Below are 23,587 nucleotides of genomic sequence, written 5' to 3'. Positions count from 1 at the left end.
CACTCTTCTGAGAATCAGGAGCCTCTATTGACCTTCTCTATCGCGCTTCAACCGGCCTCCTGCTGGTTGCGGGCTCCTTAGCCCGTCAGTGCGCGCCGCCTACCTCACAGCGACTGACCTCGGTCAGTCGTGCCCAGATGCAGGTACGCGGAAGAGTCAATGGAGGAAGAGTGTCGACCAGTTCGGCGCACCACTCGTGCCACCACCCCGTACGTGACGTGGCAATCGTCGCGTTGAGTGCCGCCGTGTCGTGTCTCGTCGCGGCCGTCGTTGTGATGACCTTGAACGGTGGGCCGCTTGCGGTCATCAGCGGGAGCGGAGCCACCTTCGTGGCGGCCTTCACCATCGGTATGACGGTGCTCGGCCACTTCCGCACCGTCTAGGCAACCGGGGGCGGTTCCGTAGCGAGCCGCCCCCGCCCCAATTTCTAGCGTCCGTCCGGGTGCAGCAAGTAGAGGCCCTGTTTCTCCGGGCACGATCCGGGAGGCGAAGGGCGGAACCTCGTGTCCTTGCGGACCCTCGTGAATAGGGCCGGAGTCGAACCGACCTGCGCGGATCGTCGGGCACGCGGCCCTACCTATTCGCCGCCATGGTCAAGGGGAATCGAACCCCACACCGTCACCAGACGGACGCCCGAATCGAACGGGCACGCCGGCCGCAAGGCGTCCACCGACCGGCCTGGAAGGGCGGCGCGCCCGTCGGGCCGGACGCCTACGGATGGCAGCCGGTGGCGCCGAGCGCACTCGCGTTCGCGGACGGGCACCCGGTGCCGAGCGAGCTGACGGTCGCCGGGATCCGGCGGATCGTGGGGCAGTTCGCGGACGCCGCCCGCCGGGCGCTCGCCGCCGGGTTCGAGATCGCGGAGATCCACGGCGCCCACGGCTATCTGATCAACGAGTTCCTGTCCCCGTACTCCAACCACCGCACCGACGAGCACGGCGGCTCGTACGAGAACCGCACCCGGTTCGCGCTGCAGGTCGTGGACGCCGTACGAGAGGTGTGGCCGGACGACCGGCCGCTGTTCTTCCGGATCTCGGCGACGGAGGCTGGAGGAGGGCGGCTGGACCGCCGATGACACCGTCCGCTTCGCGGCCGACCTCAAGGCCCACGGCATCGACCTGCTCGACGTCTCGACCGGCGGCAACGCCTCCGGGGTCCGCATCCCCGTCGGGCCGGGCTACCAGGTGCCGTTCGCCGCGCGGGTGAAGGCCGAGACCTCGCTCCCGGTCGCCGCTGTGGGCCTGGTCACCGACGCCGAGCAGGCCGAGAAGATCGTCGCCAACGGCGAGGCGGACGCCGTACTGCTCGGGCGTGAGCTGCTGCGCAGCCCGTCCTGGGCGCGGCATGCGGCACGCGAACTCGGCGGCCACGTGCACGTGCCCGACCAGTACCACCGTTCCGTCTGAGGCGCCGCGGAACCGGCTGGGCGGAGGCGTCGCCCAGCCGGTACCGCCGACGCCGCGTCAGCGGAGGTGAGCCGGCAGGTAGCGGACCATCAGCCGCTCCAGCTGCGGCAGGGCCCGCTGTCCGGCCACCGCGAGCGCGATCGACGCGGCGACCCCCGCCCAGGCGAGCGGGCCGAGCGGCGTGCAGCCGAAGAGGTGGCTGATGCCGGGCGTCTCGACCAGGGCGACGAGGGCGGCTCCGGAGCCGAGTGCGGTGGCACGGACCAGCGGGCTGCTCCGACGGTCCGCCAGGGTCTGGGCCAGCTGGGTGCCGACCACCGCGCACAGGGCCATCGTGGTGGAGCGGCGGGCCGTACCGGGCGTGAAACGGCCGATCAGCCAGGCGGCCGTCGCGCCCAGCGTGGTGGTCAGTGCGCGGTGCCGGATCTTGCGGATCAGGGGGGCGCCGAGCAGCGAGGTGCCGAGGGGTTCGGTCGGGGGCGCGGACTGCCCGGCCTCCGCCTCCGGTCCCGGGGGCACCTGCTGCGTGGTCGACTCCGCCTCCGGTCCCGGGGGCACCTGCTGCGTGGTCGACTCCGCCTCCGGTCCCTCGGGCACCCGCTGCGTAATCGACTCCGTCTCCGAGTCCTCCGGCTCCTTCGGCGTCACCGCCACCGCCATGGCGGGGAACAGGTCGGTGAACAGGTTCACCAGCAGCATCTGGCGGGTGGACAGCGGCGCCGCGCCCGACAGGAGGGTGCCGAGCAGGCCGAAGCCCACCTCGCCGGCGTTGCCGCCGATCAGGATGGCGATGGCGTCGGCGACGCTGTGCCACAGCGCCCGGCCCTCGCCCACCGCCTCGACCAGGACGGTCAGATCACCGTCGGTGAGGACCAGGTCGGCGGCGTTGCGGGCGGCCGCCGAGCCGCGCGCGTCGATGCCGACGCCGATGTCGGCGGCACGGATGGCGGCGGCGTCGTTGGCGCCGTCACCGACCATGCCGACCACCCGGCCGGCGTCCCGCAGCGCCTCGACGACCTGAAGCTTCTGCTCGGGCGCGACCCGGGCGACCACGCCCATGTCGCTCAGCATCCGGGCCCGGGCCTCCCGGTCCGCGGAGGCCAGTTCGTCGCCGGTGACCACACCGGTGTCCTCGGGCCAGCCCAGTTCGGCGGCGATCGCCCGCGCCGTCTGCGGATGGTCGCCGGTCAGCATGACGGGCCGTACGCCCGCGTTGCGCAGGCCCTCGACGAGAGCCGTGGACGTCTCGCGCGGTACGTCGGCGAGGGCCAGCAGACCGGTGAACTCCAGCTTTTCCAAGGGCTGGTCCAGTACGTCCGCCGCCTGCTCCGTCTCCCGCAGCCGACGCCGGGCCACCGCGAGGACCCGCAGTCCGTCGGCGGCGAGCGTGTGCGCCGCCTCCGTCGCCGACTCGGGCAGGTCGACGCAGGCGGGCAGCACCGTCTCGGGGGCGCCCTTGACCACGAGTACGGCGGCGCCGTCCTGCGCCCGGCCGACGGCGGCGGCGTAACCGCGGCCGGCCTCGAACGGCAGGCCCTCCGTCTGGGACCACTCCGGGTCGGTGGGGGCGGCGTCCAGGACGGCTTCGTCGGTGGCGTGCACGGGCCGCTCCGAGCCGCCGTTGAACTGCGGGCAGGCACGTGCCGCGGTCCGCAGGGTGGTGTCGCCCTCGCTCTCGTGCGGTTTGCGGATCGTGCCGTCGGCGTCGGTGACCCGGACCAGGCGCAGCCGGTTCTCGGTGAGCGTGCCGGTCTTGTCGAAGCACACGGTGTCCATCCGGCCGAGCGCCTCCAGGGTGCGCGGGGCCCTGACGAGGACCCCGCGGCGGCTCAGCCGCCGGGCGGCGGCCAGCTGCGCCACGGTCGCCACCAGCGGCAGCCCCTCCGGCACCGCGGCCACCGCCACGGCCACGCCGCCGCTCACCGCCTCGCGGATCGGCGTGCCGCGCAGCAGCGACAGGGCCGTCACACCGGCACCGCCCGCGAGGGTCAACGGCAGTGCCTTGTCGGTGAGTTCACGCAGGCGGGCCTGTACTCCGGCGGACGGCGGTGTGCGTGCGGCCAGGGACACGGCCCGGGAGGACTCCGTGCGCTCACCGGTGTCCACCACGACGGCCCGGGCCTCCCCCGCCACCACGGTCGTGCCCTCGAACACCATGCAGCTGCGGTCGGGCACGGCGGCGTCGGGCGTCGGGTCGGTCGACTTGTCGGCCGGCAGGGACTCCCCGGTCAGCGCGGACTCGTCCACCTCCAGGCCGTCCTCCCACAGCAGACGGGCGTCGGCGGGCACCACGTCGTCCGCGCGCAGCTCGATCACGTCGCCGGGGTGGAGCTTGGCGGCGTCCACGAGGTGCGAGCGGGACTCCGACTCCTCGTCCGCGACGCGCGCCTTCTGCTTCTGCTTGGCCAGCAGACCGGACAGGGCCCGTTCGGCCCGCATCCGCTGGACACCGCCGACGAGCGCGTTCAGGTCGAGCGCGCCCACCACCAGCAGGGCGTCCACGACGGAACCCAGGATCGCCTCGGCGGCCGAGCCCACGGCGAGCACCGGGGTGAGGGGGTCGTCGAGTTCGCCGCGCACGGCACGGGCCAGCTGCAGCGGCCCGCTCAAGGGCGCGAACACCCGCTTGCGTCCCATGGCCCGGAACGCCTTGCGCACCCGGTCCGTGGCCTGCTCGGGCATACCCGGCTCGGCGTCCGCCTCGTGCTCACGCTCCAGCCGCTCGCGGACCTCGGTGGGCTCCAGTTCGTGCCAGGCCACACGCGGACGGGGGTGCGGTGCCCGGGCCGCCGCCACGCCCAGGGCCGAGCGCACACCGGTCAGCAGGGCCCAGGCCGCGCTCACGTCGACCGGTGTGTGCCGGATCCCGGGCCACGGCGTGGGGCGGCCACGCCTGGACTTGCCGATCGCCACCAGCAGTCCGGACAGGGCGGCTCCGGACCGCGCCAGGACCTGCGACCTGCGGCCGACCCCGCGTGCGGCCGGAACCGCCCGCAGCAGCCGCCACACGTCGGCCAGGCCGTGCGGGGCGAGCACGTCCGCGCCCCAGACGAGGGCGCCGTCGCGGTCGGTGAGGACGACGGCCACATCCCCGGCGAGCAGCCCCTCGAACACGTCCCCGTCGTCGGGCCCCGGCCGCGCCACCGTGACGACCACGGCGTCGTCGGCCCGCAGCGCCCCGACCACCTCGCCGAGCGAGCGTTCCCCGCTGACGACCTGGTCGGCGAGGTTGGTGAAGTCGGCCAGGGCGGGATCGTTCACCATCACCACGCGAAGGCCCGCCCGCCGTGCCGCGTCCAGCACGGTCTCCGCCCACGGGTCCGCGCCCGCTCCGGGTGTCCGCAGCGCGCTCGGGTGCAGTACGACGGTGTCGGCCATCTCCAGCTGCCCCAGCCGCTCGGTGTCCCGCACGAGCACGCCGGTACGGGACAGCGCGGCGCTCAGGACGGCGTGGAAGGCGGCCGGGCCGTAGCGCGCGGCCTTGGGCGAGCCCGCGAGCACCGCCTCGGCCGCCTCGGTGCCGTCGTGCTTGACCAGCAGCGTGGCCAGTGCGCCGACGAGACTGCCGGTCTCGGCGTGCGCGGCGTACTCCTGGGCAGGTGAGGTGCGCAGCGGCGGGCGCGGGCAGTGGTCACCGGCCACGCTGCACCGCTCGGGCAGGCAGACCTCGTCGTGGACCATGTCGAAGGCGGCCGCGCGGGCCACCGTGTCGGCGAGTTGCAGCGAGCGCAGCGAACCGTCCAGCACCAGCGCGGTCGGGGTCCGGCCGGCGCCGTGCACGACCGCGTTCGCGGCGGCCATCACCATGTCCATGCGGGTCCGGCCGAGTCGCGCCCGCAGCCATCCGCGAAAGCGCGGGTTCTCCCGCAGCAGCGTGACGAGCGCGGTCACCGACCGGGGGGTGGTCGGCAGGCCCAGCCCGTACCCGATGAACGCCGCGGCGATGCCGAGCCCGTCGGCGGCGAGCGTCGCGGCGGCGGCCCGTACCCCGGCGGGATCGGCGGGGTGCGGGACCTCCTCCACCGACTCGTCCGACTGGGCCAGGCCGTGACGGGCCGCGATCTCGGCGGCCTTCTCGATCACGCGGTCGCTGACCGACTCCTCGACGGCGGTCACCACCAGCCGGCGCAGTCCGCCGTCCCAGTACGCCAGGGCCACGTCGGGCCGCTCCAGCAGCGCCTCGGCGACCCGGCGGGCGGCTCGCTCCGTCCCGCCCGCCCGCTTCACGCGGTCGGGCTCGTCGGGGTGCAGCGCCAGGTGCACACGGGTGCCGCTCCGCCAGGGGCGGGGGCGCAGAGGCAGCGTGTTGCGGGCGACCCGCACGACACGCGCCGCCGTGTCGACGCTCTTCACACCGGCCCGGGCCGTTCCGGCCACGGCGCCCGCGGCCGCTCCCACCGCGGGTGCGGCTCCTCTGACCAGCAGCCGCGGTCCGGCCGCGACCATTCCGGCCGCGGCAGCCGTCGGACGTGTGAGCAGCCCAAGAACCATCGCTCGCCCTCTTCACCTCGGTCGGCGTCGTCTTCCGCGCGGACCCGGGTTCCCGCAAAACGCCATGTCATCCGCCCGCGCGCGATCCGGCGGGGCACACCGGGGCGACCGCGGGCCAAGGCCGATCACGAGGGGGTGAAGCCGGGCGGGAGGAGGGCGCGGGACGTGGGGCGCGTCCGGTGGGCGTGCCCCATGCCCGGGCGCGTCAACCGACGGTGCAGACGGTCCCGTCGAGGGTGAAGTCGAGGGTGAAGGAGGCAGGCTAGGCGCTGTTGCCCGTGTGGGTCGCCCGGTAGCCGATGCCGACACTCGCTCCTGGCGCGAGCGTGGCGTTGTACGAGGCGTCGGTCGCGGATCGCGGCGGAAGCCGAGGTGTACGTGGCTCCCCAGCCGTTCGTGACCGCCTGGCCGGCGGGCAGGGGAAGCCGAGCCGTCAGCCGTGGATCGCCGTGGAGAGCCCTCGCTCACCCCTCGACCGACCGAATTCTTCTGCGTGAGGCGTTGACTAGAAAGCGCTTGCCCCCTACGTTCCGTTCAGCGGAGTGACCGACTGCACGGCGCGCCACCCCCCACGCGGCCACTCCGCCGACTCCAAGTTCCACCTGGCACACAAAGTTCAAGCACATGAACAAGCCGCGCCGCCCGCCACGGCAGCGGCGCCGGCGGACACGCCGACCTGCGGCGCACGATCCCGGCGGGGCCGCGACCGGGATCTCACAGGTCGACATCGAACCCCTCACATCGCGACAGAAGGAACGGGACATGACTTCTGCGACCCGACCGCGCGCCCGTACACGCGCACTGGGCGGCGCGCTGGCCGCCCTCGGTCTCTCTATTGGCATGATCATGACCACACATGCCCCCGCGGCGAGCGCCGCGACCTGGCCGACCCCCAACGGCAGCGAACCGGTCACGGCCACCATCAAGATCTCCGGCACCAAGGACTACGGGATGAAGCGCCTGTACGGCTCCGGGGCCCTGGGCGGGGACGGTCAGGGCGAGGGCCAGAAGCCGATCCTCGAACTGGCTCCCGGCGCCGTCCTGAAGAACGTCATCCTCGGCAAGCCCGCCGCCGACGGCATCCACTGCAAGGGCAGCTGCACGCTACAGAACGTGTGGTGGGAGGACGTCGGCGAGGACGCCGCGACGTTCCGGGGCGAGTCGTCGTCCAACGTGTACACCGTCACCGGCGGTGGCGCACGGGACGCCGGCGACAAGGTCTTCCAGTTCAACGGCGCCGGCACACTGAACGTGTCGAACTTCTCGGTCAAGAACTTCGGCACCTTCGCCCGTACCTGCGGCAACTGCAGCAAGCAGTACAAGCGGACGATCAACCTCAACAACATCGAGGTGAACTGGAAGGGCAGCCGGATCGTCGGCATCAACACCAACTACAACGACGTCGCGACCCTGAGGAACATCACGATCGTCGGGGACAGCAGCCGGAAGATCATTCCCTGCCAGAAGTGGATCGGCAACAGCAGCGGCCAGGAGCCCAAGGAGAACGGCACCGGGCCCGACGGCACGTACTGCAAGTACTCGACGTCCGACATCACCTACAGGTGACCGCGCGGCGATGAGACGGGCCGTTCGAAGCGCCCTGCACGGCGCTTCGAACGGCCGCCGCGTCATGCGGGGCGCCCGCCGGGCGGTCGTACGCGGGGGACGACTCTCCGCTCTCAAGCGGGCGGACACCCGCGGGCCGCCCCCTTGTCAGCGCACACCCCTTCCGCCCCTTCCGGGCGCCCCCTCCCCGCCGTCGCGCACCAGTGCCGCCTCCGACAACTCCTGCCGGTAGTCCGCGTAGGCCGCTCGCAGTCGGCCGCCGGGCCAGTCGGCCGGAAGGAGTTCGGGCGGCAGTACCGGGTCGGCCAGGAGGTGCCGTACGACCGCCGCGAAGGCGGTGAAGCGGTCGGAGGGGCGGCGGGCACCGGCGACATGGGTGAGCAGGGCGTGCCCCGTAACGGTCCAGGCGTCCAGCGGCCACAGCCGCGCGGCCAGCTCGCGCGCGGGGCGGTCGGGGCGGGCCGTGCAGCACTCGGCCACCCGGTCGACGCCGGGCGGCAGGGGGCGCAGGAGGTTGGCCGGCCGCAGCCAGACGCCCTCCCGCAGTTCGGCGAGCCGCAGGCGGGTCAACTCGCCGCGCAGTTCGGCCCGTTCGGCGGGCCCGCGGCCCGTGGCGGTGACCACGATCATCTCCCAGTCGCCGCTCCAGGGACGGGTGCTGGGGTGGACGGCGTCGTCCTGGCGCCGCTGGCGTTCCAGGAGCCGGTCGCTGAGCCGGTAGACCGTGTCCGCGCGCCGCAGGTCACCGGCCGCGACCATGCGGCTGAGCGCGGCCCGCACGGTGGAGCCCGCGACGCCGAACGACTCCACGCCCCGCACAAGGTCCTTCACCGGCAGCTCGGGCGGATGCAGCCCCAGCAACAGGCTGAGGACGACCGAGCGAGCGGACAGCGGGCGAAGCTCCACCTCGACGGCCGGCAGGGACGTGTTGTTCGGCATGGCCACGACTCTACGAGGCGGGAGGACGTATTACAGGATTGCTGCGGCCGCAGCACGAGTGCAACACTGACCGTATGGTCTCGATACTCCCGCAGGAGCAGTCCGGTGCCGCGCAGGAACGTTCCTCGATCGCGGCGGAGCACACCAGCGGGTATGCCACCCACGACGTCACCAACCAGCCCCCTCCCCTGTCTCCGTACGACGCGTCCGAGGACACGGCGCTGCTCGAAGGGCTGCGCCGCGAGGGGGCGGCGTGGGCCGAGGAGGACATCCGCCGGCTCGGCCTGCGGGCCGGGAGCGTAGAGGCGCAGGAGTGGGGCGAGCAGGCCAACCGACACGAGCCCGAACTGCGCACGCACGACCGGTACGGCCACCGCGTCGACGAGGTCGAGTTCCACCCGAGCTGGCATAGCCTCATGCGCGTGGCCGTCGCCGAGGGCCTGGCCGCGGCACCCTGGGCGGACGAGCGGCCCGGCGCCCACGTCGCCCGGACCGCCGGCGGCCTGACGTGGGGCCACACCGAGGCCGGGCACGGCTGTCCGACGTCGATGACGTACGCCGCCGTCCCCGTGCTGCGTCGGCAGCCCGAGCTGGCGAAGATCTACGAACCCCTGCTGACCAGCCGGGAGTACGAGCCCGGCCTGCGCGTCCCGACCGACAAGCGGGGCCTGCTCGCGGGCATGGGGATGACCGAGAAGCAGGGCGGCTCCGACGTACGGACCAACACCACGACGGCGACGCCGACGGCGGAGCCCGGCGTGTACACGCTGCGGGGCCACAAGTGGTTCACCTCGGCGCCCATGTGCGACGTCTTCCTCGTACTGGCCCAGGCTCCCGGCGGTCTGTCCTGCTTCCTCGTGCCGCGCGTCCTGCCCGACGGCACCCGCAACACCTTCCGCATCCAGCGTCTGAAGGACAAGCTGGGCAACCGCTCCAACGCCTCCTCCGAACCGGAGTTCGACAGGACCGTCGCCTGGCTGGTGGGGCCCGAGGGACGGGGCGTCAAGACGATCATCGAAATGGTGAACTGCACCCGGCTGGACTGCGTGATGTCGTCGGCGACGCTGATGCGCAAGACGCTGGTGGAGGCGGGGCACCATGTACGGCACCGCAGCGCGTTCGGCGCGCGGTTGGTCGACCAGCCGCTCATGCGCAACGTCCTCGCCGATCTCGCCCTGGAGTCCGAGGCCGCCACCACGCTCACCCTGAGGCTGGCCGGAGCGGCCGACCGGGTGGTGCGAGGGGACGACGCGCAGGGCACCGAGGCGGCCTTCCGCCGGATCGCCACCGCGGTCGGCAAGTACTGGGTCACCAAAAGGGGTCCGGCCTTCACCGCGGAGGCCCTGGAGTGCCTGGGCGGCAACGGCTATGTCGAGGACTCGGGGATGCCCCGCCACTACCGGGAGGCTCCGCTGCTGTCGATCTGGGAGGGGTCGGGCAACGTCAACGCCCTGGACGTCCTGAGGGCATTGACCCGGGAGCCGGCCACCGCGGAAGCGCTCTTCTGCGAGCTCTCCCTGGCCAGGGGCGCGGACGTCCGGCTGGACGCGGCGGTGACCCGTCTCAAGGGCCTGCTGGCCACCGGCTCCGAGGCCGGTGCGCGACGCCTGGTGGAACAGATGGCCCTGACCCTTCAGGCCTCCCTCCTGGTCCGCCACGCCCCCGCGCCCGTCTCCGACGCCTTCTGCGCCACCCGACTGGGCGGCGACTGGGGGCACTCCTTCGGGACGCTGCCCGAGGCGGCGGACGTGGACGCGATCCTGGGGAGGGCGCTGCCGGGCGGGGAGTGAGGGCGAGGGCCCGGACCTCGGATCGCTCGGGTGTCCGAGGCCGTGGCAGGGCAGGGCGGGAACCCTGGGCGGCCCTGCGGCCACACGGCGGCCGTCGGCCTCCGTACGGGCCGCCGCCCGCCCCCGCACACCCGTCACCCCGGGGTGCGCCCACCCCACAGCGGTCCGAACCGCGCCCACTCGTAGCCCCACTGGTCGATACGGCGGCTCTCCAGGCGGCTGCGCAGGGCCCGGCCGCCGACGAAGGGCACGGACGCCGCGAACACGCCGACCAGGCCACCGACCAGGGCGGCGCGTGAACGGGCCTCCGACTCGGTGGCGGGCCTGGTCACGAGGCGGCCCTGGGCATCCGTCCAGACGGTGACCGGTGTGCCGACGCCACTACCGGGCCGGACTCGGGCCTGGCCGGTGTGCGAGGCGCCGTCGGGCGTGCTCCAGCGGACCTTCGCCCACACGCTCGCGCCGCTCGGCGTGCCGGGGCGCGAGGTGCCCGGCGCCTGCTCGCTGAGCAGGGCGACGACGGGCCGCCACTCGACTCGCTCCCGGGCCATCCCCCGTTCCACCGTGTCGGCCGTCGCGAGGCCGGTGAACACCCCGGTGAGGAGGGTGAGTGCCCACGCGGCGAGCAGCACCCAGGCCTCCACCGCGTCGGCCCGGCGCTTGAGCGGGTTGCGCCGCCACCGCCACAGCCACACCTTCGGACCTCGGAACGCCATCGAAGGCTTCCTCCTCATGCGCGCACGAACCTGCCGGATGGACTCGCCCTCCCATACGGCGGACGGCCGCTGGATGCTCACGGCATCTACCCGGCGTCGACGGGCCACGCGTCCTGCGGGCCTCGCGGGCGTCTCGGGGAAAGCGCCTCGCGGCTCCCGGCAGCGGTCTATCACCGCCGCGCTGACCTGCGACGCAAGCCATTGCGGGGGTGACTGTCAGTGCCGGGGTGCAGACTGGCCGGTGTCTGGGACAAGGACGTCGCGGAGGTGATCGGCATGACCGAGGTACTGCTCGCCGTGGGCACGCGCAAGGGACTGTTCATCGGGCGAAGGCGAGGTGGCACCTGGGAGTTCGACGAAAGCCCCTACTTCAACGCGCAGGCCGTGTACTCGGTCGCCATCGACACCAGGGGCGAGCGACCGCGGCTGCTGGCCGGCGGCGACAGCGCGCACTGGGGCCCGTCCGTGTTCCACTCCGACGACCTGGGCCGGACCTGGACCGAGCCCGCCCGTCCGGCCGTCAAGTTCCCCAAGGACACCGAGGCTTCGCTGGAGCGGGTGTGGCAGCTGCACCCGGCGGCCGCGGAGCCGGACGTGGTCTACGCGGGCACGGAACCGGCCGCGCTGTACCGCTCCGAGGACCGCGGCGAGTCCTTCGAACTGGTACGGCCGCTGTGGGAGCATCCCACGCGCTCCAAGTGGGTGCCGGGCGGTGGCGGGGAGGGACTGCACACCGTGGTCACCGACAGGCGGGACCCGCGCGCCGTGACGGTCGCCGTCTCGACCGCCGGGGTGTTCCGGACGGCCGACGGCGGAGCGAGCTGGGAGCCCGCCAACTCCGGTGTCTCGGCGGTGTTCCTGCCGGATCCGAACCCGGAGTTCGGCCAGTGCGTGCACAAGATCGCGCAGGACGCGGTGAATCTGGACCGTCTCTATCTCCAGAACCACTGGGGCGTGTACCGCAGCGACGACGCCGGCGCGCACTGGACGGACATCGGTGAGGGTCTGCCGTCCACCTTCGGCTTCGCCGCGGCCACGCACCCGCACCGCGGCGAGACGGCGTACGTCTTTCCCATCAACGCGGACTCGGACCGGGTACCGGCCGACCGGCGGTGCCGCGTGTTCCGTACGGCGGACGCGGGCAAGAGCTGGGAGCCGCTGTCGGCGGGACTGCCCCAGGGCGACCACTACGGCACGGTGCTGCGTGACGCGATGTGCACGGACGACGCGGACCCGGCGGGCGTGTACTTCGGCAATCGCAACGGCGAGGTGTTCGCGTCGGCGGACGACGGCGACAGCTGGCGGCAGTTGGCCTCGCATCTGCCGGACGTGCTGTGCGTGAGGGCCGCGGTGGTCGGATGAGCCGTCTCTGCTTACGGGCCCGCCTCGGCCACCGGTTGATCGCGGCCGCCGGCACGGCAGTAGGGTGACGCCCGTGCCACCACGACCCTTGCATGAAATCGTCGAACCGGGCTGGGCGAAGGCCCTGGAACCCGTTGCCGAACGGATCGCCGCGATGGGCGACTTCCTGCGTGCGGAGATCGCCGCGGGGCGCACCTATCTCCCGGCCGGAGCGAACGTCCTGCGGGCTTTCCAGCAGCCCTTCGACGAGGTGAGGGTCCTGATCGTCGGTCAGGACCCCTATCCGACCCCGGGGCATGCCGTGGGCCTGTCGTTCTCGGTCGCGCCGGACGTCCGCCCGCTGCCCGGCAGCCTCGTCAACATCTACCGTGAGCTGAACACCGACCTCGGGCTGCCGCAGCCGTCCAACGGCGATCTGACGCCATGGACCCGCCAGGGTGTGCTGCTGCTCAACAGGGCGCTCACCACGGCCCCGCGCAAGCCCGGCGCCCATCGCGGCAAGGGCTGGGAGGAGGTCACCGAACAGGCCATACGCGCCTTGGCCGGACGCGGCAAGCCGCTGGTGTCGATCCTGTGGGGCCGCGACGCCCGCAACCTGCGGCCGCTGCTCGGCAACCTCCCGTCGGTGGAGTCGGCCCACCCCTCGCCCATGTCCGCCGACCGCGGCTTCTTCGGTTCCCGCCCCTTCAGCCGGGCCAACGACCTGCTGATGCAGCAGGGAGGACAGCCGGTGGACTGGCGCCTGCCATGACCGGCGTCCCGGGCCGGGTGGCCGGGGCCGAAGCAGCCGTGGGGCCGGTGGACACGGCCCTCGGGTTCCTCGCCGTCGACTCGGGAGGATCCGGCCTGCGGGTGGCCGTCGGCACCGTCGGTCGTGGTGCGGCTGCCCGGCGGGAGTCCCCCGAGCCGGTGCGTACCGGCGAGCGGGGCATCGATCCCGGGCATCTGATGGAGCAACTGGTGCCTCTGGTGCGGGCGTCGATGGCCGAGGCGGGTGTCGCCCGGCTGGGTGCGGCGGCGCTGGGTGCCGCCGGACTCGCCTCGCTGGGTGATGCCCTGCGCGCCGAACTGCCGCACGCCCTGGAGCGGGAGTTCGGCGTCGGCCGCCTCGCGCTGGCCGCCGACGCCGTCACCGCCTATGTCGGTGCCCTCGGTTCCCGTCCCGGTGCCGTGCTCGCCGCCGGTACGGGCCTGGTGGCGCTGGGCACCGACCTGACGCGCTGGCGCCGTGCGGACGGCTGGGGGCATCTGCTCGGCGACTGCGGCAGCGGTGCTTGGATCGGGCGGGCCGGGCTGGAGGCGGCGCTGCGGGCCCACGACGGGCGGCCCGGCGGGTCGACCGGGCTGCTGGCCCGCGCCGAGGAGGTGTTCGGTCCCGTGCGGGGCTTGCCCGGCAAGCTCTATCCCCGTCCGGACCGGGCGGCCGTCCTCGCCTCCTTCGCGCCCCATGTGGCCGCCCGCGCCGGCAGCGACCCGGTCGCCGCGGGCATCCTGCGCACCGCCGCTCGGCACATGGCCGAGACGGTGGCCGCCGTGTGCCCCACCGAGGGTGAGCCCCAAGTCGCGCTCACCGGTGGCCTGTTCAAGATCGGCGCACCTCTTCTCGCGCCCTTGGAGGAAGAGCTGTCCGCACTGCTGCCGCGGGCGCGACGGGTGCCCGCCGCCGGGGATCCGCTGGCGGGGGCGGTGGACATCGCGACCGAGTTGGCGGCCGGATCGCTGACACTGCCGGGTGACGAGGCACTGCTCTGCGTACTGACCCGAACGGGTGACAGATAAAACGGACTGATCCCCATACGTTGATCGGTTCTGAACCGCACGTAACTCATCAGACAAAACCGGACGGATACCGCTCACCTGCACCCTCCCCGAACAGGGGAGCCCAAGAAACCAGTAACATGCGGCGCCATGAGCTCCCCCACTGGGCCCGCGTCCGGCCTGCCAGTACGAATGCCGCGCCCCCGCCAGCCCGGGCGGCACCGCCGACCCGAGCCGCTGGCGGCTCCCGAGGGCGCGCCCGCGCTCGTTCTCGCGGTGCCGGGCACGCCGAGCGCCGCCACCCGCGGCCTCGCCGAGGAGGTCGTGAGCATCGCACGTTCCGAGCTCCCCGGCCTTGACGCCCGGATCGGGTACGTCGACGGCGACGACGTGGAGTTCCCCACGCTCCAGTCCGTGCTGGTGCACGGCGCGGAGGAGCGCATCGCCCGCTACGAGCAGGCGCTCGCCGCGGGTGTGGAGGCCAAGGAGCCCGAGGGTCCCGTCGCCGTCGTGGTGCCGCTGCTCGCCGGCCCGGACAGCGCGCTGCTGCGCGTCATCCGCCAGGCCGTGATGGACAGCCGGGTCGCGGCCGACCTGACCGATGTGCTGGGCCCGCACCCGCTGCTCGCGGAGGCGCTGCACGTGCGTCTGTCGGAGGCCGGTCTGGCCCGCGCCGACCGCGCGCGGCTGTTCACCGTGGCGACCGCTGCGGACGGCATCGTCCTGGCCTCCGTCGGCGGCGAGGAGGCCGTGCAGGCGGCCGGGATCACCGGCATGCTGCTCGCCGCGCGCCTGGCCGTGCCGGTGATGGCGGCGGCCCTCGACCAGGAGGGCTCGATCACGGCCGTCGCCGAGCAGCTGCGCTCCTCCGGCTCGCAGCAGCTGGCGCTGGCGCCGTACCTGATAGGGCCGGAGATCGACCCGAGCCTGATCGCGGAGGCCGCCCGGGAGGCCGGCTGCTCCGCCGCCGAGGCGCTCGGCCCCTACCCGGCGATCGGCAAGCTCGCGCTGTCCAAGTACACGACGGCTCTGGGCATCGCCCCGCAGCAGCCGCAGGGCACTTCGGTGCGCTGACCCGCACGTCGCAGCCGTCATGCCGAGGGGCCCGCTCCACACCGGAGCGGGCCCCTCGGCGTACGGTCACGTCCTGGCCGGCTCCGGGCCGATGACCACGCAGGCCGCGGCTGGGACCTCGATCGAGCCCTCGTAGCGCGGAAGTCCGGTGTCCGGGTCCAGGGCGAACCAGGACACGTCACCGGAGCGCTCGTTCGCGACGTACAGGAACCCTTCGGACTCGGTGATCGCGCGGGGCCAGTGGCCGGCGCAGGTGACGGTTCCCGTCAGCCGCAGTTCCTCGCCCTCGACGGCGAACGTCGACAGCACGTCCTCGCCGCGGATCGCGGTCCGAACGAAGCGGCCGTCGGGTGAGGCGACGATCCCCGACGGGTAGGCGTCGCCGTCCGGGGGGCCCGAGAGCACCGGTGTCTCGGCGAGGGGCTTCAGCGTGCCGTCGTCGGCGTCCCAGTGGCAGACGGTGACCGTGGGGGTGAGTTCGTTGAGGACGTAGGCGTAGGGGGCGAAGGGGTGGAAGGCGAGGTGGCGTGGGCCCGAGCCGGGCCGCAGGGCGATCTCGCGGTGGACTTCGAGGGTGTTCCCGGCCGACGTGTAGACCCGCACCGAGTCGGTGCCGAGGTCGACGCCGACAGCCCAGCGGCCCCCTGGCGCGGGCAGCACCTGATGGGGGTGCGGGCCCAGCTGGCGGGGCGTGTGCGGGCCGGAGCCGGTGTGCCGCAGGACGGCCGACGGGGCGTCCGTCAGGGTGCCGTCGGGGCGGACGGGGACGGCGGTGACACTGCCGGATCCGTAGTTGGCGGTCAGGATGTGACCGTCGAACAGGCTGAGGTGCACGGGCCCGCTGCCGCCCACCGGCACCGGCGGCCCCGCGAGCTCCGACGTGTCCGCGCCCACGCGGTACGCGGCCACGGTGCCCTCGGCCGTCTCGCTGACGGCGTAGAGCGTGTCGCCGTCGGGCGACAGGGCCAGGTACGCGGGGTCGGGTACGTCGGCCACGCTGCCGAGTACGGTCAGCGCGCCGCTGCCCGGGGCCACGGATGCCGTGGTGATGCCCCGGCCGCCGGCCGCCGTGAACGATCCGATGTAGGCCCGTGTGCCCCGCCTGCCTGCGTCTGCCACCGCTGTCCCCTTCCGGTCGGGTGCCGTCGGCGGTGACGGTAGCAGCGAACGGCCATCGGTCTAGACCAAGTCGGCCGAGAAGAGTTCCGTGGCTCCGCCGGCAGTGCCTCCCCCTGGCCGGACACCGCTGGTCCTGCGGTGCCCGGAGGGTCTCCCGGGGCAGGGGCCGGGCGGCCGGGTCCCGCGCCCTCCCCCGGAAACCACCCGCGGGCCGCGCACCGATCGGCTCGCATGCCGCCGTTCATCGGCACGGGCGTGGACGGCGGCACCCCGGCCTTCCACTCCTCGAAGGAACCTGGAGGTGGGGGCCGGGCGGCTACCCGACGGCGACCGGGCCGGAGCGCACTGTCCCGCGAGGGGCGCCGGCAGCGCCGTCGTCACCGACCGTCCTCCGGGGCGTGCCGAGGATGGATCACCCCTCGGGCGCCGAGTCGGCACGTCGGCCGCGACCTTGGCGGCGAGGGCGCGGCTGCGGCCTCACTCCCCCACGCCGACCAGGGGCGATCCGGTCGGCGTGCGCAGGGGCTGGGCCAGTTCGGCCAAGGCCCGTTCCAGGCCGTGCAGGTGGGCGAGGGCGGGGTGCGACGCCGTCGGCCGGTCCGTGGGGACGGTGACGTCCGTGCCGCCGGTCAGCGCCTCGACGGCGGCCTCGACGCGCCAGCAGGCGGCGGCCAGGCGGGCGTCGTGCGAGGCCTCCGGGTCGGCGGCGACGGCGACCAGGCCGCGGATCTCCCGGGCGCAGTCGTCGAGCAGGGCCAGCACACGACGGGCCCGGCGCTTGCGGGCCGGCATGGGGTTCAGCGGGTGGACGAGCGGCGCGACGGAGAGCCGTACCCGGCCGAGCAACTGCTCCAGCTCGGCCACGCGCGCGGCCGGGTCGGCGGTGCCGTCGCCGGCGATGCGGGCGGCGGCCTCGGCGGTGGCCGCGTGGACACAGCGCAGGGCCCGCTGGATCCAGGCGTCGGTGATGGCATGCGTGGTGACGGGCAGCACGAACAGCACCGCGAGCACGGCGCCGAGCGCTCCGACACCGGTCTCGGCCAGCCGCAGCGCCAGCAGGGCGGGGTCGAGCACGCCCAGGAGGCCGTAGAGGAGCTCGGCGAGCACCGTGACGCAGAGCATCATCCAGGTGTACGACACGGCCGCCGTGTAGAAGATGCCGAAGACGCAGACGGTCAGGAGCACGGCCGTCGGGAGGCCCGCCCCCTGCAAGGGGACGGCGACGAGCAGGCCGAGTCCGATGCCGATCACCGTGCCGAGGACCCGGCGGAAGCCGCGGACCAGGGTCTCGCCGCGCGAGGTGGTGTTGACGAAGATCCACCACGTGGCGCCGACGGCCCAGTACCAGCGCTGCCCCGATACCAGCTGCCCCACCACCAGGGCGAAGCCCGCACCGGCGGTGGCCTGGACGGCCTGGCGCGTGGTGACCCGGGCGAGGCCGCTGCCGCCCGGCGGTGCGGGCACGGGCGCCGGGGGCGTGCGGCGCTCGTAGCACCACAGCCCGAAGCGCACCACGGCAGCGGTGAGCAGGGACAGCAGGACCGCGGCGTAGAGCTCGGGGAGCTGCCCCGGGGTCGCCTGCAGGAACTGCGCCACGAAGAAGGTCATGAACGCGAACACACCGAGGCTGTGGCCGCGCGGCCCCCAGCGGCGGGCGTACACGCCGGCCCCGACGACGGCGAGGAAGGTGAGGTCGCGGGCGACGGGGTGGTCGTGGAGCTCGGCCGCCGCCGCGAGGACGGGGAGGCCGACGAGCGGCAGCAGCGCGGTGGTGACCGCCTGCCCGCGGACCGTGGCGTCGGTGACGGTGAACATGGCGAGCAGCGCGGCGAGGCCACCGGTGACGGCGCCCACGAGGGAGTGTCCGGCGAGGCCGCAGACCGCGACCGCCGCGCCGATGCCGAGGACGGCCCGCAGGGCGAACCGCAGCCGCGTCCGCCCCGGATCCGGAGCCATGAACACCCTCTTCAGCACCACTTACCGCCCCCTCGCACTCTGGCTGGAAACCGACATGAAAAAGGCGCCGCGGGGTCCGCAGCGCCATCGACGCCTCCATATCAGCATCACCACCGCCACTGGCTCAAGCGGCTCCTTCTAGACTGGTCCATTGGTACAGCGCAGGCCGCCTCAAGGCGGTCACAGGAGAGCCAACGGACGAGGAGACCGGACGGCATGGCCGTGGACGAGCTCGACACCCGCATCCTGCGGCTGCTGCTGGAGCGGCCCCGTACGAGCGTGCGGGAGTACGCCCGCATCCTCGGTGTCGCGCGCGGAACCCTTCAGGCCAGGCTGGACCGGCTGGAACGGGACGGTGTGATCACCGGCACGGGCCCCGCTCTCTCCCCCGCCGCCCTCGGCCATCCGGTGCTGGCTTTCGTGCACATCGAGGTCACCCAGGGCCACCTCGACGACGTCGGCGACGCGCTGGCCGCCGTACCGGAGATCGTCGAGGCCTTCTCGATCACGGGTGGCGGGGATCTGCTGACCCGCGTGGTGGCCCGTGACAACGCCCACCTGGAGGATGTGATCCAGAAGCTGATCAGCCTCCCCGGCGTGGTCCGCACCCGTACCGAGGTGGCCCTGCGCGAACGCGTCCCGCACCGGCTGCTGCCCCTGGTGGAGTCGCTCGGGCGGGCGGCGGCACGGAAATGACCTTTGACATGCTGGGGCCATGAGCGGTCTCAGCGGCATCTCGGTCATCTTCGATCTCGACGGCACGCTCGTGGACAGCGAGCCCCACTACTTCGAGGCCGGCCGCCAGGTCCTCGCCGAGCACGGGGTTCCCGACTTCGCATGGACGGATCACGAGCGGTACGTGGGCATCAGCACCCTGGAGACGGTGACGGCCTGGAAGCGGGATTACGCCCTGCGGGCCTCCGTCGACGAACTGCTCGCCGCCAAGAACCGCCGCTATCTGGAACTGGCCCGCGCCGGCACACGCGCGCACCCCGAGATGCGCGCGTTCGTGGAACTGCTGGCCTCGGAGGCCGTACCGATGGCCGTGGCGTCGGGTTCGTCGCACGAGGCCATCGCGGCGATCCTCGCCGGTACGGGCCTGGACGCCCACCTGCGCACCGTCGTCTCGGCCGAGGAGGTCGAGCGGGGAAAGCCGGCGCCCGACATCTTCCTGGAGGCGGCCCGTCGGCTCGGCGCGGCACCCGGCGACTGCGTGGTCGTGGAGGACGCGGCCCCGGGCGCCGCCGCGGCGCACGCCGCGGGGATGCGGTGCATCGCGGTTCCCTACGTGGCCGCGCAGGCGGACGCCCCGGAGTTCGCGACGGCCGGTCTGCTGCTGCCGGGCGGGCAGGGCGAGTTCACGGCACAAGGCGCGTACGACTGGCTCCTGCGTTCGGCGCCGCCTCGCTGACCCTCCCACCACCCCCGCACCCCCGCCGCCCCGGCCCGGGGCGCCGTTCAGCGGCAAGGGTGGGCTGGTGGCGCGTGGTGCGCTGGTCTCGGTGTTGCCGTCCGCCGTGAACGCGTGGGTGATCGGGGGCCGGGGCGGACGGCCGCTACGACCGGCGGCGTGGCTTGCCTCGCCGTACGCCCTTCGCGCCCTTCGCTCCCTGCCCGCCCTTGGCGCCGCCCGAGCCGCCGCGTTGGCCGCGACCGGTTCCGGACTGCCGGCGCGGGCTGCCGGCGCCCTCGGGTCGTCTGCGCTTCGGCTGCTCCGCCGCGGCCTGGGGCTGGGACGGGGTGCGGCCCCGGGTGCTGTTGACCGTGCGGCCGCGGACGATCCCGATGAAGTCCTCGACCAGGTCGGTGGTGGCCTCCTCCGGCCAGGACAGCGCGACACTCGACTGGGGGGCGTCGACCAGCGGCCGGTAGGTGAGGTCCTTGCGGTGGTGCAGCCGCGCCAGCGACTGCGGCACGACCAGCAGGCCGACGCCCGCGGCGACGAGTTCGACGGCGTCCGCGGTGGTCGCGGGGCGCTCGAAGGCGGCCTGCCCCGGGGTCCGCTCCCAGCCGAGGACGTCGTCGAGGGGGTGGAAGACGACCTCGTCGGCCAGGTCCTCGACGGTGACCTCGTCGACGGCCGCGACGACGTGGTCCTTGGGGACGACGACGACCGTGGTCTCGGTGTAGAGGGGGATCGCGCTGAAGACCGTACGGTCGACCGGCAGCCGTACGAATCCGGCGTCGGCGTCACCGGCACGGAGCGTGTCCGCCACCTCTGCCGCGGTCACCGACAGAAGAGTGAGGGGGACGTCGGGATAGCGTTCGTCCCAGATCCGCGCCCACTTCGAGGGGGTCACCCCCGGGACGTAGGCAAGCCGGAAGGACGGGGGTGCCGCCGGGGCTGGAGGGGCTGCTTCCGGGGACGACGGGGGTACTTCCGAGCCTGTCACCAGGCCAGGCTACCGGCCGTGGCCGACGCGCCCGCGGTCGCGGTCGTGGTGGTGGGCAGGGTGCGCCCGGTGAGGCGTAGGACTACGTTCGGCGCGCGGGCCTGCGGTTTCGCCGCGGGGGCGGATCTGCGGGCGGATTCGTGCAGTCGTTACCCTGGACGGCATGACGTCGCACCAGAGCACCCAGACCATGAAGCCCGCCACCGCGGCGAAGAAGCTGGGTGTGTACCTCGAGGCCACCCCCGCCGAGTTCCGTGAGGGTGTGGTCTCGCGTGCCGAGCTGCACGCGCTCCAGGCGGACCCGCCTCAGTGGCTGCGGGAGCTGCGGCGCAACGGTCCGCACCCGCGGCCGGTCGTCGCGCAGAAGCTGGGCGTGTCGATCGCGGGTCTGGCCCGCGGCGGCGTCACGGAAGCGCTCACCACCGAGCAGATCGAGACGCTGAAGGCGGAGCAGCCCGAGTGGCTGCAGAAGGAGCGCGCCACCCAGGCCAAGGTCCGCAAGGAGGCGACCCGCCTCAAGGAGCGGGACGCGCAGCGCGCGGACCGGAGCGCCTGAGCCCGTCCTCACCGGGTCCGCGTCAGCGGGTTCCGCTACCGGCGCGGGCCGTCCGCGAACGGTTCGGTGCGTGCCAGGCCGTCGCGGAATCGGTTCCAGGAGCGTGACCGGGCCGAAGTCCGCGCGTCCGAGGGGTGCGGCCGATGACGAACGCCTGGTCTCGGGGCGGAAATGCGCATGCGTCCACGCGTCCCGCTCTGGGATCATCCCGGCATGGTCCACCGTCTGGAACCCCTGGTCGTCCGGCATGCCCACCGTCTCCCCGCCCCTACCGGACCCGCCGGTGACGGTGCCGTCGCTGCACGGCAGTTCGACGCCGCGCTGATGTCGGTGGGCTTCAAGCTCTCCGCGCCGCTGCTGGCGCACCTGTCGGGGCTGGCCGAGGGCACGGTCGTCGGCACCGCCGCGAGGACGCTGCGCACGGTCCGCGAGATGGTCGGCGATCATGTGCAGCACAACGCGTACTTCATCGACTTCCCGGCCAACGTGCCGGACACGTACGACTTCTGGACGCGGTGCGTCGCCGAGGCCCTCGCCGACGACGCGACCCGGCCGAGCGTGCTGGAGCAGTTGAGCACCGGCGTCGTCGACCTGCTCACCCTGCCGTCGTACGGCCGCTACCAGCACACGTACGCCCAGCTGCTCGACCACCACGAGGAACTGATCGCTGCGGCGGGCGACCGGATGACGGTGCTGCACCTGGGCGGCGAAGCGCAGGACGAGGTGACCGACCTCTACCTGGCGTTGGCGGGCAGCAGCACGCCGCTCGGTGAGGACGCCCTGCGTGACCTGGAGGCGCTCGCCGAGGCGTGTGCCGACGGGCCGCAGCCCGCGGAGATACCGGTCCGGGAGAACCGCGCGGTCCTCAACCGGGCTCGGCTGCGGACCGGTTCGGAGCTGCTGCTGGACACGGTCACGGATGTGCTGCGGCTGGCCTGCGCGGTATCGGGTGGTGACGTGACCCTGGTGGAGGCGACCCGGTTCCGCGGGCTGTCCCGTCCGGTGCGCCGCGCTCTGCTGGCCGGCCTGGACGCGGTGGTCGCCGCCGCACCCGCCAAGCTGGCGGACGTCCACGCCCATCGCGAGGACTTCAAGCGGCTCGGCGAGCGGCTGCACCCGCACGAGTACCCGCAGTGGCCGCACGCCGCCGACGTGTTCGCCGTCGCGCGCGGCGAGAAGCAGGCACGTTCCTTCGACAGTTCGGTCGAGGAACTGCTCGGGATGAACGACGTCATGGGCGCGGCGAAGCTTTTGAAGTCGGCGCCGGGCAAGTTGTTCCGCTGTCTGGACCGGCTGCTGCGCATGGCGCTGGACCAGGAGGAGCGCGACGCGGTCGCGGCCGCCGCCGAGGAGGTCGTGGCCGACGTCTCCGGCCGGGTCCTGCTGGCGGTGCGCGAACATCTCGCCAACCGTGCCCAGGAGACGGGCGAGCCCCGCGTGTTCGTGAACCGGCTCGGCCGCGCCTACGTCACCGAGGACGAGCGTCCGCCGGTGCTGCCGCCGGAGCGGGACCGCCTGATCGCCGCGGTCGACGCGGAGATACGGCGCCGGCTGCCGGACCCGGGCCATCTGCTGATCGACCCGGACGTCCTGGACGTCGCGCTGCCGCTCAGCGGCCGGGCGGCACCGGCCGGGCTCGGCGTGCTGCCCCGCGGTTCGGTGTCGCCCGTGGACGGCGAGCTGCTGCGCTTCTTCGTGTACTGGAAGCAGTCCGGGCACCGCACCGACTACGACCTGTCGGCGCTGATGCTGGACGCCGACTACGCGACGGTGTGCTGGCTGGCGTACACCAATCTCAAGGACCTAGAAGGCGAGCATTCCGGTGACATCACCGAGGCGCCCTGCGGTGCCTCGGAGTTCATCGACCTGCGTCTGGGCGCGGTGCGCGGCGAGTTCGTCGTCCCGCAGGTCAACATCTTCGCCGGGGAGGGGTTCGAGGAGGTCGAGGAGTCGTTCTTCGGGTTCATGCTGCGCGAGGCGGAGCAGCGGGGCCGGCCGTTCGAGCCGCGTACCGTCCGGATGAAGTCCGGGCTGCGCGGTCCGGGCCGGGTCGCGCTGCCCCTGGCGTTCCGGCGCGGTCCCGACGGCCGGTGGCACGCCAAGTGGCTGCACCTGTATCTGAAGGGCGCTCCCGCCGCCAACCGGGTCGAGGCGAACCAGGTGTCGGTGGCGGCGTTGCTGCGCGGCATCGTGGAGCGCGAGCAGCTGACCGTGCGCTATCTGACGGGCCTGATGGACGCCACGACGACGACCCTGTGGGACGGTGAGACGGTTCCGGAGGGTCCCGTCACCTACATCGGCCTTCAGCGGCCCGACGGGCTGCACCCGGGGTCGCGGGTCGTCGTCCCCGAAAATCTGCGCGACCTGATCCCCGCATGACTGTTAGGGTCGGCCGTGGCGAGGCCATGAAGGGACTTCCTTCTCAACTCCTTCTTGAAATAGTCCTTTCGCTCTCCTCGCC

General features: G+C 73.4%; 17 protein-coding genes and 1 pseudogene. 12 read left to right on the top strand and 6 right to left on the bottom strand.

All coding sequences use genetic code 11. From position 1 onward, the window contains the following. The first annotated feature begins 218 nt into the window (after positions 1–218). Complete coding sequence (locus ACFYNL_RS01735) at positions 219–383, top strand: hypothetical protein (protein WP_388794790.1); 165 nt, start codon at positions 219–221, stop codon at positions 381–383. A 264-nt stretch (positions 384–647) separates the two neighbouring features. Next, a pseudogene (locus tag ACFYNL_RS01730) lies at positions 648–1,406 on the top strand (NADH:flavin oxidoreductase/NADH oxidase); the annotation flags it as partial. A gap of 57 nt (positions 1,407–1,463) precedes the next feature. Here the strand turns inward: ACFYNL_RS01730 and ACFYNL_RS01725 are convergent. Beyond that, entirely contained in the window at positions 1,464–5,897 is a 4,434-nt protein-coding gene (locus tag ACFYNL_RS01725; RefSeq protein ID WP_388794787.1) for an HAD-IC family P-type ATPase, read from the bottom strand. 762 nt (positions 5,898–6,659) lie between these two features. Between ACFYNL_RS01725 and ACFYNL_RS01720 the strand changes: the two genes are divergently transcribed. Further along, positions 6,660–7,463 carry a pectate lyase gene (locus ACFYNL_RS01720; protein WP_388794784.1) on the top strand — a complete coding sequence of 268 codons (804 nt, stop codon included), beginning with the start codon at positions 6,660–6,662 and terminating at the stop codon, positions 7,461–7,463. A 147-nt stretch (positions 7,464–7,610) separates the two neighbouring features. On the opposite strand, the gene ACFYNL_RS01715 is transcribed toward ACFYNL_RS01720, so the two are convergent. Next, on the bottom strand, positions 7,611–8,402 hold the full coding sequence (locus ACFYNL_RS01715) for a PaaX family transcriptional regulator C-terminal domain-containing protein (protein ID WP_388794781.1): 792 nt from the start codon (positions 8,400–8,402) through the stop codon (positions 7,611–7,613). Positions 8,403–8,476: 74 nt separating this feature from the next. On the opposite strand from ACFYNL_RS01715, the gene ACFYNL_RS01710 reads away from it, so the two are divergent. Beyond that, positions 8,477–10,192, top strand: coding sequence for an acyl-CoA dehydrogenase family protein (locus tag ACFYNL_RS01710; RefSeq protein ID WP_388794778.1), 1,716 nt, complete (start codon positions 8,477–8,479; stop codon positions 10,190–10,192). 134 nt (positions 10,193–10,326) lie between these two features. Here ACFYNL_RS01710 and ACFYNL_RS01705 read toward each other — a convergent pair whose 3' ends face one another. Beyond that, positions 10,327–10,908 (bottom strand): hypothetical protein, encoded by a 582-nt coding sequence (locus tag ACFYNL_RS01705; protein ID WP_388794775.1) that lies wholly within the window; start codon positions 10,906–10,908, stop codon positions 10,327–10,329. 276 nt (positions 10,909–11,184) lie between these two features. On the opposite strand from ACFYNL_RS01705, the gene ACFYNL_RS01700 reads away from it, so the two are divergent. From ACFYNL_RS01700 to ACFYNL_RS01685, 4 genes are all read left to right on the top strand, one after another. Beyond that, complete coding sequence (locus ACFYNL_RS01700) at positions 11,185–12,270, top strand: WD40/YVTN/BNR-like repeat-containing protein (RefSeq protein ID WP_388794772.1); 1,086 nt, start codon at positions 11,185–11,187, stop codon at positions 12,268–12,270. Positions 12,271–12,343: 73 nt separating this feature from the next. Next, the gene (locus ACFYNL_RS01695; protein WP_388794770.1) at positions 12,344–13,021 is read left to right on the top strand and encodes a uracil-DNA glycosylase; all 678 of its coding nucleotides are present in this window, start codon (positions 12,344–12,346) and stop codon (positions 13,019–13,021) included. Beyond that, complete coding sequence (locus ACFYNL_RS01690; protein ID WP_388794767.1) at positions 13,018–14,049, top strand: N-acetylglucosamine kinase; 1,032 nt, start codon at positions 13,018–13,020, stop codon at positions 14,047–14,049. Before ACFYNL_RS01695 ends, ACFYNL_RS01690 begins: the two co-directional genes overlap by 4 nt. 129 nt (positions 14,050–14,178) lie before the next feature. Further along, on the top strand, positions 14,179–15,102 hold the full coding sequence (locus ACFYNL_RS01685) for a sirohydrochlorin chelatase (protein ID WP_388794764.1): 924 nt from the start codon (positions 14,179–14,181) through the stop codon (positions 15,100–15,102). A 66-nt stretch (positions 15,103–15,168) separates the two neighbouring features. Here the strand turns inward: ACFYNL_RS01685 and ACFYNL_RS01680 are convergent, their stop codons facing one another. Continuing rightward, entirely contained in the window at positions 15,169–16,221 is a 1,053-nt protein-coding gene (locus ACFYNL_RS01680; RefSeq protein ID WP_388794761.1) for a lactonase family protein, read from the bottom strand. Positions 16,222–16,698: 477 nt separating this feature from the next. Next, positions 16,699–18,195 (bottom strand): FUSC family protein, encoded by a 1,497-nt coding sequence (locus tag ACFYNL_RS01675; RefSeq protein ID WP_388797222.1) that lies wholly within the window; start codon positions 18,193–18,195, stop codon positions 16,699–16,701. Positions 18,196–18,393: 198 nt separating this feature from the next. Here ACFYNL_RS01675 and ACFYNL_RS01670 point away from each other — a divergent pair, with 198 nt between their 5' ends. Next, positions 18,394–18,873 carry an Lrp/AsnC family transcriptional regulator gene (locus ACFYNL_RS01670; RefSeq protein WP_388794758.1) on the top strand — a complete coding sequence of 160 codons (480 nt, stop codon included), beginning with the start codon at positions 18,394–18,396 and terminating at the stop codon, positions 18,871–18,873. A 19-nt stretch (positions 18,874–18,892) separates the two neighbouring features. Next, positions 18,893–19,588: an HAD family hydrolase gene (locus tag ACFYNL_RS01665; RefSeq protein WP_388794755.1), complete on the top strand. Its 696-nt coding sequence runs from the start codon at positions 18,893–18,895 to the stop codon at positions 19,586–19,588. A 145-nt stretch (positions 19,589–19,733) separates the two neighbouring features. Here ACFYNL_RS01665 and ACFYNL_RS01660 read toward each other — a convergent pair whose 3' ends face one another. Then, positions 19,734–20,477 (bottom strand): LysR substrate-binding domain-containing protein, encoded by a 744-nt coding sequence (locus ACFYNL_RS01660; protein ID WP_388794752.1) that lies wholly within the window; start codon positions 20,475–20,477, stop codon positions 19,734–19,736. 256 nt (positions 20,478–20,733) lie between these two features. Here ACFYNL_RS01660 and ACFYNL_RS01655 point away from each other — a divergent pair, with 256 nt between their 5' ends. Beyond that, on the top strand, positions 20,734–21,126 hold the full coding sequence (locus tag ACFYNL_RS01655) for a DUF5997 family protein (RefSeq protein ID WP_388794749.1): 393 nt from the start codon (positions 20,734–20,736) through the stop codon (positions 21,124–21,126). A 213-nt stretch (positions 21,127–21,339) separates the two neighbouring features. Further along, positions 21,340–23,505 carry a TerD family protein gene (locus tag ACFYNL_RS01650; protein WP_388794746.1) on the top strand — a complete coding sequence of 722 codons (2,166 nt, stop codon included), beginning with the start codon at positions 21,340–21,342 and terminating at the stop codon, positions 23,503–23,505. Positions 23,506–23,587 lie beyond the last annotated feature (82 nt).

The organism is Streptomyces sp. NPDC007808 (assembly GCF_042868655.1).
Lineage (GTDB): Bacteria > Actinomycetota > Actinomycetes > Streptomycetales > Streptomycetaceae > Streptomyces.
Note: the sequence above shows the minus strand (reverse complement) of the source record. Positions and strands in the feature narration are given on the sequence as shown.

Excerpts from the sequence above, each read along its gene's own strand:
- ACFYNL_RS01725 (WP_388794787.1), bottom strand. The coding sequence starts at position 5,897 with ATGGTTCTTGGGCTGCTCACACGTCCGACGGCTGCCGCGGCCGGAATG.
- ACFYNL_RS01720 (WP_388794784.1), top strand. The coding sequence starts at position 6,660 with ATGACTTCTGCGACCCGACCGCGCGCCCGTACACGCGCACTGGGCGGC.
- ACFYNL_RS01715 (WP_388794781.1), bottom strand. The coding sequence starts at position 8,402 with ATGCCGAACAACACGTCCCTGCCGGCCGTCGAGGTGGAGCTTCGCCCG.
- ACFYNL_RS01710 (WP_388794778.1), top strand. The coding sequence starts at position 8,477 with ATGGTCTCGATACTCCCGCAGGAGCAGTCCGGTGCCGCGCAGGAACGT.
- ACFYNL_RS01705 (WP_388794775.1), bottom strand. The coding sequence starts at position 10,908 with ATGGCGTTCCGAGGTCCGAAGGTGTGGCTGTGGCGGTGGCGGCGCAAC.
- ACFYNL_RS01700 (WP_388794772.1), top strand. The coding sequence starts at position 11,185 with ATGACCGAGGTACTGCTCGCCGTGGGCACGCGCAAGGGACTGTTCATC.
- ACFYNL_RS01690 (WP_388794767.1), top strand. The coding sequence starts at position 13,018 with ATGACCGGCGTCCCGGGCCGGGTGGCCGGGGCCGAAGCAGCCGTGGGG.
- ACFYNL_RS01685 (WP_388794764.1), top strand. The coding sequence starts at position 14,179 with ATGAGCTCCCCCACTGGGCCCGCGTCCGGCCTGCCAGTACGAATGCCG.
- ACFYNL_RS01670 (WP_388794758.1), top strand. The coding sequence starts at position 18,394 with ATGGCCGTGGACGAGCTCGACACCCGCATCCTGCGGCTGCTGCTGGAG.
- ACFYNL_RS01665 (WP_388794755.1), top strand. The coding sequence starts at position 18,893 with ATGAGCGGTCTCAGCGGCATCTCGGTCATCTTCGATCTCGACGGCACG.
- ACFYNL_RS01655 (WP_388794749.1), top strand. The coding sequence starts at position 20,734 with ATGACGTCGCACCAGAGCACCCAGACCATGAAGCCCGCCACCGCGGCG.
- ACFYNL_RS01650 (WP_388794746.1), top strand. The coding sequence starts at position 21,340 with ATGGTCCACCGTCTGGAACCCCTGGTCGTCCGGCATGCCCACCGTCTC.